Source organism: Nocardiopsis sp. NPDC050513, assembly GCF_044457925.1.
Taxonomy (GTDB): domain Bacteria; phylum Actinomycetota; class Actinomycetes; order Streptosporangiales; family Streptosporangiaceae; genus Nocardiopsis.
Genome location: NZ_JBITHK010000008.1, coordinates 308,024 through 315,719 on the forward strand (window position 1 = coordinate 308,024; position 7,696 = coordinate 315,719).

The 7,696-nt window shown below is 73.5% G+C and carries 6 protein-coding genes; 1 reads left to right on the forward strand and 5 read right to left on the reverse strand.

Annotation, left to right across the window (positions count from 1 at the left end; genetic code table 11):
- Window positions 1-81 precede the first annotated feature (81 nt).
- The 5 genes from ACIBFB_RS17210 to ACIBFB_RS17230 all read right to left on the reverse strand — a co-directional run bounded on the left by ACIBFB_RS17210 (window position 82) and on the right by ACIBFB_RS17230 (window position 5,788).
- Window positions 82-1,641, reverse strand: coding sequence for an acyl-CoA carboxylase subunit beta (locus tag ACIBFB_RS17210; RefSeq protein WP_397231101.1), 1,560 nt, complete (start codon window positions 1,639-1,641; stop codon window positions 82-84).
- Window positions 1,641-2,690 carry a 3-oxoacyl-ACP synthase III family protein gene (locus ACIBFB_RS17215; protein WP_397231103.1) on the reverse strand — a complete coding sequence of 350 codons (1,050 nt, stop codon included), beginning with the start codon at window positions 2,688-2,690 and terminating at the stop codon, window positions 1,641-1,643. The genes ACIBFB_RS17210 and ACIBFB_RS17215 overlap by 1 nt, the downstream gene beginning before the upstream one ends.
- Window positions 2,691-2,746: 56 nt before the next feature.
- On the reverse strand, window positions 2,747-3,835 hold the full coding sequence (locus ACIBFB_RS17220) for a cyclase family protein (RefSeq protein ID WP_397231105.1): 1,089 nt from the start codon (window positions 3,833-3,835) through the stop codon (window positions 2,747-2,749).
- Between the two features lie 79 nt (window positions 3,836-3,914).
- Window positions 3,915-4,646 (reverse strand): HAD family hydrolase, encoded by a 732-nt coding sequence (locus ACIBFB_RS17225; RefSeq protein ID WP_397231107.1) that lies wholly within the window; start codon window positions 4,644-4,646, stop codon window positions 3,915-3,917.
- Between the two features lie 47 nt (window positions 4,647-4,693).
- Window positions 4,694-5,788: a ScbA/BarX family gamma-butyrolactone biosynthesis protein gene (locus ACIBFB_RS17230; protein WP_397231109.1), complete on the reverse strand. Its 1,095-nt coding sequence runs from the start codon at window positions 5,786-5,788 to the stop codon at window positions 4,694-4,696.
- A 454-nt stretch (window positions 5,789-6,242) separates the two neighbouring features.
- Between ACIBFB_RS17230 and ACIBFB_RS17235 the strand changes: the two genes are divergently transcribed.
- The coding region (locus ACIBFB_RS17235) for an FAD-dependent monooxygenase (protein WP_397231111.1) at window positions 6,243-7,696 on the forward strand (1,454 nt) is incomplete at its 3' end.

The following is a 7,696-nucleotide window of genomic DNA, read 5'->3' on the forward strand; positions in this document are numbered from 1 at the left end:
CGGCCCGGGGCGTCGGTGCGGGAGGACGGAGGAGGGTGCCCGCCGCGCCCCGGGAGGGGCGGGGACACGGCGGACGCCCGGCTACACGGGGGGATTGCCGTGCTTGCGGCTGGGCCCCTGGGCGTGCTTGGCGCTGAGCGCCTCCAGGGCGCGGGCCAGCACGTGGCGGGTCCGCGCCGGGTCGATCACGTCGTCGACGAGTCCGCGTTCGGCCGCGTAGAAGGGGTGCATCAGCTCCTCCTCGTACTGGCGGATGCGCTCTGCGCGGGTCACCTCGGGGGTGTCGGAGGCCGCGATCTCCCGGCGGAAGACGACGTCCGCCGCGCCCTGGGCGCCCATGACGGCGATCTCGTTGGTCGGCCACGCGTAGGACAGGTCGGCGCCGATGGACAGGGAGTCCATCACGATGTAGGCGCCGCCGTACGCCTTGCGCAGGATCACCTGGACGCGGGGCACGGTCGCGTCGCAGTAGGCGTACAGCAGTTTGGCCCCGTGCCGGATGATCCCCCCGTGCTCCTGGTCGGCGCCGGGCAGGAACCCCGGCACGTCCACGAAGGTGACGAGCGGGATGTTGAACGCGTCGCACATCTGGACGAACCGGGCCCCCTTCTCGGAGGCGGCGATGTCCATCGCCCCGGCCAGGACCGAGGGCTGGTTGGCGACCACGCCGACGAGCCGGCCGCCGATGTGGGCGAGCCCGACGACGATGTTGGCCGCCCACCGTTCGTGCGTCTCGAAGAAGTCGCCGTCGTCGACGACCTCGCGGACCACGTCCCGCACGTCGTAGGCCTGTCGGTTGTCGGCCGGAACGATGTCCACCAGCCGCTCGGAGAGCCGGTCGACCGGGTCCTCGCTGTAGTAGGCCGGCGCCACCTCCCGGTTGTTGGCGGGCAGCAGCGAGAGCAGGAACCTGACATCCGCCAGGCACGCCTCCTCGTCGTCGTAGACCAGCCCCGCCGCGCCCGAGGCCGCGGCGTGCACGTCGGCGCCGCCCAGCCCGTCCGCGGTGATCCCCTCCCCGGTCACGGCCCGCACGACGTCCGGCCCGGTGATGAACATCTGCGAGGTCCCGCGCACCATGAACACGAAGTCCGTGAGCGCGGGCGAGTACACCGCCCCGCCCGCGCAAGGACCCAGCATGACGCTGATCTGCGGGACCACGCCCGAGGAGCGGACGTTGCGCTGGAAGATGCCGCCGTACCCGGCGAGCGCGACCACACCCTCCTGGATGCGGGCGCCCGCGCCGTCGTTGAGGCCGACGATCGGGCACCCGGCCTTGAGCGCCATGTCCTGGATCTTGTGGATCTTCTGGGCGTGCGCCTCGCCGAGCGCGCCGCCGAACAGCCGGAAGTCGTGCGCGAACACGAACACCTGGCGGCCGTGCACCCGCCCCCACCCCGTGACGACGCCGTCGGTGTGGGGGCGTTTGCCCTCCAGTCCGAATCCGGTGGCCCGGTGGCGGCGCAGCGGCTCGACCTCGACGAAGGTGTCCTTGTCGAAGAGCAGCCCGACGCGCTCGCGGACGGTGAGCTTGCCCTTGTCGTGCTGGCGCCGGGTGGCGGCCTCGTCGCCGTCCCGGACCCGCTCGTGCAGGGCCCGCAGCTCGGCCACGCGCTGTCGCGCGTCCGCGGTGACCGCCATCAGACGGTCACCGGTGTCGGGACGGAGGCCGCGGCGACCTCCTCGACCAACGGACGCAGCACGGGGACCGGGCTCCACCGCACGAGTGCGAGGCCGACGCTCATCCCGCCGCCGAACCCGGCGAGCAGGACGAGGTCGTCGCGCTGGAGCAGGCCCGACCGGTGGACGGTGTCCAGGGCGACCGGGATCGACCCCGATCCGGTGTTGCCCTGGCTCTCCACGGTCAGGTGCAGGTGGGCCCGGTCCAGGCCCAGGGACGGCCAGATGTCGGTGAGCATCGCGCCGTTGGCCTGGTGCGGGACGAAGTGGCGGATCTCGTCGCTGTCCACGCCCATGCCGTCCAGCATCTGGTGGATGACCTCGGGGAGGCGCCGGGTGACGTACTCGCGCACGCCCCGGCCCTCCATCTGGAAGAAGTGGTCGCCGCCGTCGAGCGTGGCCGCGGAGGCGGGCAGGCGCGACCCGCCCGCCGGAACGCGGATCAGCTCGTGGTGGTCCCCGTCGGTGAGCAGCTGGGTGCCCAGGACCCCGTCGCGGTCGCGTGCGGGACCCAGCACGACGGCGCCGGCGCCGTCGCCGAACAGGGTGGCGGTCTTGCGGTCGCTGTAGTCCAGGATGCGGGAGTAGATGTCGCCCCCGACGACCAGGGCGTAGGCGTCGCCCTGGGGACGCAGCAGGTGCTCGGCCACGGACAGGGCGTAGACGAACCCGCTGCACACGGAGTTCACGTCGAAGGCGGCCGCCCGGTGGGCGCCGAGCAGGTGCTGGGTGATGCTGGCCGTCGCCGGCTGCGGGTGGTCCGGCGTGGACGTGGCGACGATGATGTAGCTGAGCCGCTCCGCCGGGATGCCCGCCTGGGCCAGTGCCCGTCGGCCCGCCTGGGCCGCGAGGTCGGAGGTGGCCTCGCCGGGAGCGGCGCGCCTGCGCTCGCGGATCCCCGTCTTGCGGCGGATCCACTCGTCGGTCACACCGGTCGTGCGTCCGATCTCGTCGTTGCCGACCACTTCGGCCGGAAGGTAGGAGCCCGTTCCAAGGATGGCGATCGTCATCGTGCTGTCTCCTTATGTACTGAACTTTGGAGCGCCGCGTGGGTGGCGGCGCCCGGTCAGACCAGCGCCATGGCGCGCACCGGAGCGCCGAAGCCGCCCTTCAACCGGGGCACGCCGACCATGAGCGTGGCGCCCGCGTCGGGCACCTGGTCGAGTGCGGCCAGGTTCTCCAGGCCGTAGTGGCCCGAGGTCAGGAGGATGCTGTGGGTCTGCGGGTCGGGGTCCGCGCCGATGTCGAGGCTGGGGGTGTCCACGCCCAGCCCGACGACGCCGCGCTCGCCGACCAGGAAGTCGGCGGCCTCCGGGGTGAAGCCGGGGAACCGCGCGGCCCCGGTGACCGGGTCGATGTTGAGGAAGTCCTCGGAGCTGCCGACGCGGGCGGCCCAGCCGCTGTCCATCGCGACGAACGCGCGCTCCGGCAGCCGGCCGTGGCGGCGTTCCCAGCGGCGGATGTCCCGGACGGTGACGCCGGTGACGTTGTCCTCCGCGGCACGGTCGGCGATGCGGATCACCGCGAGCGGCGCGACCAGGTCCTCCAGACGGATCTCGTCGACGGTGGGCATCCCGTCCTGCCAGTGGGCGGGCACGTCGATGTGCGTACCCGAGTGCTCGTTGAAGGTCCACTCCGCGGTGTTGAAGCCGACCTCGTCCTCGAACATCACCTGGACGTGCTCCGGCGCGCGGACGAAGGCCGCGAAGACGGGGAAGTCCTCGTGCAGCTCGTGGGTCAGGTCCTTCATCCGGATGCTCCCCCTGGAGATCATCTCGGGGAGGCGGTGGATCGGGTTGTACCGGCCCGTGGGCGCCGCGGTCGCCGACGCCTCCCCCGCGACCAGGCCCGCGCCGGCCACGCCCAGGCCCCCGGCCAGCGCGGCGCGCAGCGCTCCCCGGCGGGAGGTGGCTCCGCCGGACCGGACGGGCTCGCCGGGAGCCTCCGGTCCGGGGCGGGAGGAGCCGCGGGGGCTCCCGGGACGCGTGGCGCTCCGGACGACGCGCCCCCGCTGTGCGGAGGACTCGCCGGTCGCGGGGGTTCCGGTCTCCGTGGAGGCGGTGGTGGGCTCGCCCGTGGCGGGCGCGGGGTGGTGCGAGCAGACGTGCTGGCCCTCGCCGCGGATGGCTGCCATGACCATGGCGGGTGAACACATGGTGGATCTCCTCTGGGGGATGCGGGGGATGTGGGTGGTGATGGATGGGGCCGCCCGCGGGCCGGGGCGGGCGGCCCCTTCAGCCCGCGACGACCGTTGCGGCCGCCGCGGGAGCCGAGGCGTCCCTGATCCGCTCCCAGCCGTGGCGGTCGGCGTGTTCGCCGAGCGCCGCGTCGTCGCCGACGACCACCGGGTGGCCGACCGCCGACAGGAGGGACAGGTCGCTGGAGTGGTCGCCGTAGGCGGTGCAGTCGGCGAGCGGGACGCCGCGCACGGCGGCGGCCGCCCGCGCCGCCGTGCCCTTGGTCGCGCCGATCATCGGGACCAGGACCTCGCCCGTGATCCGCCCGTCGCGTTCGACGGGGCGGGTGCCCAGCGCCCAGTTCGCGCCGACGGCCTCGGCGATCGGCTCCAGGCAGGCGAAGAAGGAACCGGACAGCAGGACGACGAGGTCGCCCCGGTCGCGGTGGCGGCGCAGCCGCTCCACGACCGGCGGGTGCCAGAATCCGGTGCGGGCGGAGACGGTCTCGAACCACGCCCGCCCCAGACCGCGCAGGCGGTCGGTGGTCTCCCCGGCCATGAGCCGGTAGTAGGCGCGGTTGACGTCCTGGCGGGGCGCTCCCCGCGCCGCCATCGCGCGCAGGTCGGCGACCGCCCGTTCGTAGGACGAGGGTGCGTGCCCGTCACTGGTGAACCGGAACTCCAGGAACGAGAACATGCTCTTGGGGCCGATGAGCGTCTCGTCCACGTCGAAGAAGGCGATGGCGGGTGTGCGGGCTCCCGTGCCGTGCACGTCGCCTGGTGCCGTCATGGGTGTTGCTCCTGACTGTGGGGTGGGTGCGTTCCGGCGGGCAGGGGTCAGGACGGGATGCGGACGAGACCGACGTCCAGGCGGCAGATGGACACGTCCTCCTGGCGCACGTCCACCTCGACGGAGGTCGTGGCGGCGGAGCCGGAGGGGTACTCGACCGTGCCGCCCTGGGTGTAGTAGACGTCGCCGCCCTGGACGGTCTCCCCGGCGGGCAGGGCGCGGGCCAACAGGTCGGTACGCGGCTCCAGCTCACCGAAGGCGGTGAACGCGGCGGTGATCTCGGTGGCGTAGGCCTTGGCGGGCGAGGTGCCCTGGGCCTCCAGGAGGGCGTTGAGCGCGAGCTGCCGGGCCGCCTCGGCCAGGACCATGCCCGGGATGTGGTCCTGGGCGTGGTCGAACAGGCTGGGGTGCTCGGGGAGCACGCGCATGGAGGCGGAGGTGACGTCGGCTTCCGTGCGCATTCCGGCCAGGACGACGTTCTCGGTGCTGGCGCGGCCGACGAGGTAGGGAGCGGGGACCTCGCCGGGGACGGGGAACTCGAAGCGCGCGGTGGAGGGCAGCGGCGCGCCGGAGCGGTTGCTGGAGCGCAGGCGCTGGTAGCTCTCCGGGGACTTGAAGCGCAGTCCGACGACGGCCGTGCCGACCTCGGCGTCGTCGACGAAGAGGCGGAAGCGGGCGTCGTAGCCGACCACGCGCCCCTCCTTGATCCGCTTGTCCTCGATCGAGGCCAGCATCTTCAGCGCGCTGGGCGCCGGGCCGACGACCATCCGGTCCGGGCGGTCGATCGCCACGCTCAGGGTGGTGAGCACGAACTTGTGGTCGAAGGGGACCCCGTAGTGGGTGTGGGCGATGGCGAGCCCGGCCTGGCGGCAGGCCTCCAGGAGCAGGACCGGGTCGTGCAGGCGCGGGCGCAGCAGGTGGTCGCCGTAGTAGGCGTGCGACCGGGGCAGCTGCGCCGCCGCCGCGTGGGCGTCCCCGCCCAGGGACCGGGTGTCGGTGACGAAGACCTCGGCCAGGGCCTCCCGGTGGACGACCGAGCGGTCCAGCGTGCGCGCGTAGTCCAGACGGGGGTCGTCGAGCCGCTCCGCCGCCTCGTCGACGGTGAGGAGGTTGTGCGCGGGCATCTGCATGGTGTGTCTCACATTCCTCTTGCTCATGGACCTGGTGGGGCGGGAGGCCTGGGGCACGGGCCTCACGGGGAGCGGGGAGCAGTGGACGGGGCAGGGTCGCGAGGGCATCGCGCCACCGGGAGCGGGGACCGGCGACCCGGACGCTCAGCCTGTACCGCGGCGCCGGGTTTCCACGGCCGGGACGGCGCGGACGTGGGCCTCCGGGCTTGAGGCGACGGTCGACGGACGGGCGGCCGCGGTGGCGTCGCACGCCCGGATCCGGGGTGCCGGACCGCGCTGTGCACCCGGTCGCGCCGTGATCGGAGTCACCGTTCCTCACCTCTGCATCGAATTCTTATAACCATCTAGCCACGGAGGAGCATAAGGTATCTTATTATCATCGTCAATCTTATAGATGTCCTGGGCGGGCGACCCGCGGCCCGTCCGGACGCCACCACCGACACCGGATCGATCGGAGCTCGTTGAGATGCCGTTGACCAGTGAGGACACCACTTCCGACCGCACGCCCCGAACCCCGGTAGAACCCGCGGACGTCCTGGTCGTCGGCGCCGGGCCCGTGGGACTGACCGCCGCCTGTGAGCTCATCCGGCGGGGGGTCAGCGTCCGGCTCATCGACCGGGCGGAGCAGGCCTCCCCCTTCCCCAAGGCCCTGCTGCTGTGGCCGCGCACGCTCGACATGCTGGACGACATGGGATCCCTCGGCGCCGCCAGGGACGCCGGGATCGACATCGCCAAGTTCCGCTACTTCTCCTCGCGGGAACCGCTGGCCACGTTCACCTTCCCCGACCACCTCACCCCGCTGTGCCTGCCGCAGAGCGAGACCGAGCGCGTGCTCACCGACCGGCTGCACGAGCTGGGCGGGCACATCGAGCGCGGCGTGCGCCTCCTGGCCTTCGACGGGCTCGACTTCTCGGGCGACATCACCAACACCGACGGGGTCACCGCCATCCTGGAGCACCGGGACGGCACGGTGGAGCGCTACCGCACGCCCTTCGTCATCGGCGCCGACGGGGCGGGCAGCGCGGTCCGGGCCCAGATCGGCACCGGGTTCAGCGGGAGCACCTACGAGTCGGCGTTCGCCCTGGTCGACTGCCGCATCGAGGGCGACCTGCCCACCGACGAGGCGCTCTACTACCAGTCACCGCAGGGGGCGCTCGTGATCGTCGCCCTCCCGGACGGGGTGTTCCGGTTCTTCAGCAGCCTGCCGCCGGGTGAGAAGGTGAGCGTGGAGCTGCTCCAGCGGATCGCCGACGAACAGGGCCCCGGCGGCGTGCGCCTGGTCGACCCCGTGTGGGAGTCGGTCTTCCGCGTCCACCGCAGGCACGCCGACGACTTCCAGCGGGGCCGCGTCTTCCTCGCGGGGGACGCCGCCCACGTGCACAGCCCGGCGGGCGGACAGGGCCTCAACACCGGGATGCAGGACGCGCAGAACCTCGCCTGGAAGCTGGCCGCCGTGCTCGACGGGCGCGCGGAGCCGTCCCTGCTGTACACCTACCAGCACGAACGCCAGGACGTGGCGCGCCAGGTCGTGCGCGACACCGACATCCAGACCCGGGGGTGGATGCTCAAGCACCCGCTCCAGACCGCTGCCAGGGACGCCGCCTTCCGCACCCTGGAGCCGGTGATGGACCGCCACTACCTGCCGGTGATGGCCGGGTACCGGTTCCGCTACACCCCGACCCGCAGCACGCAGGAACCGGCCTGGCCCTCCTCCTGCCTCATCACCCAGCGGCGGCCCGGCGCCGTCCGCGTCGGGCACGCCCTGCCGCGCGCGCTGGCCGTCCGGCTCGGCGGGGGGGGGGGGGGGGGGGGGGGGGGGGGGGGGGGGGGGCGGCCGCGCGGGGGGGGGGGGCCGGCGCGGGGGGGGGGGGGGGGCCGGGGCCGGGGGGGGGGGGGGGGCGGGCGCGGCCGGCGGGGCCG

Coding starts and splice junctions, on each gene's coding strand:
- ACIBFB_RS17210 (WP_397231101.1), bottom strand. CDS start 1,641: ATGGCGGTCACCGCGGACGCGCGACAGCGCGTGGCCGAGCTGCGGGCC.
- ACIBFB_RS17215 (WP_397231103.1), bottom strand. CDS start 2,690: ATGACGATCGCCATCCTTGGAACGGGCTCCTACCTTCCGGCCGAAGTG.
- ACIBFB_RS17220 (WP_397231105.1), bottom strand. CDS start 3,835: ATGTGTTCACCCGCCATGGTCATGGCAGCCATCCGCGGCGAGGGCCAG.
- ACIBFB_RS17225 (WP_397231107.1), bottom strand. CDS start 4,646: ATGACGGCACCAGGCGACGTGCACGGCACGGGAGCCCGCACACCCGCC.